Origin of the sequence: Corynebacterium sp. HMSC061H03 (assembly GCF_001838215.1) — a bacterium.
Classification (GTDB): Bacteria; Actinomycetota; Actinomycetes; order Mycobacteriales; family Mycobacteriaceae; genus Corynebacterium; species Corynebacterium jeikeium_D.
The window spans coordinates 1-680 of record NZ_KV836070.1; the positions used below are offsets into that span (position 1 = coordinate 1).

The following is a 680-nucleotide window of genomic DNA, read 5'->3' on the forward strand; positions in this document are numbered from 1 at the left end:
GGGGTTTGGAACCAACACAATGATTGACCGTTGTCGGAGAGCACACCACGCCCCGGAGACAACGACACAATCCGAGCAACATCGGACTGTTCCGGCTGGTCAAACATCATTTTTATTGAATCGAGATTGTCCTGACGGTACGAAATCCGCAAAGAATACTGGGAACGGTCATGGAGCACGGAAGCTTCAGCGCGCTGCAGGATCGTGAAACACTCAACGCCAACTTTCGCACCCTCACGCAGCAGAGTGCCGACGAGCGAGACAACGCGAGCTTTCAGTTTCTTACCGTCTTTTCCATGCCCCTCTAGAGCCGTCAGAAAATTGGCATATTCTTCCAAAATCACCACGATAACGGGGGTTTCGGTGGAAAAGTCGCTGATTTTTTCAGCCCAGCCGAGCGACGCGATACGAGACCGCATGACCTCCACACAACGCTCCAAAAGCGTGACAGCCGCGTCTATCCAGTCAGGGTCAGACCCGAGCACGAAATCCTGGGGACGCTGCGAGAAAAATTTCAGCGGCTTGAGTAGACCGGCAGACGGGTCGATACCCACAAACTGAACCCAAGGCAAACACGTACCAACAACAAGACTTTGGCTACCCTTACTTTTGCCCGTACGAGTAATACCCGAAATCACCACGTGACCTACAGACGTTGGCTCCCAGACCACAGGCATTCC

Annotated in this window: 1 protein-coding gene; it reads right to left on the reverse strand. The window is 53.2% G+C overall.

Annotation, left to right across the window (positions count from 1 at the left end; all coding sequences use genetic code 11):
• The coding region (locus HMPREF2787_RS05815; protein WP_141763272.1) for a hypothetical protein at window positions 1-641 on the reverse strand (641 nt) is incomplete at its 3' end.
• Window positions 642-680: the final 39 nt, after the last annotated feature.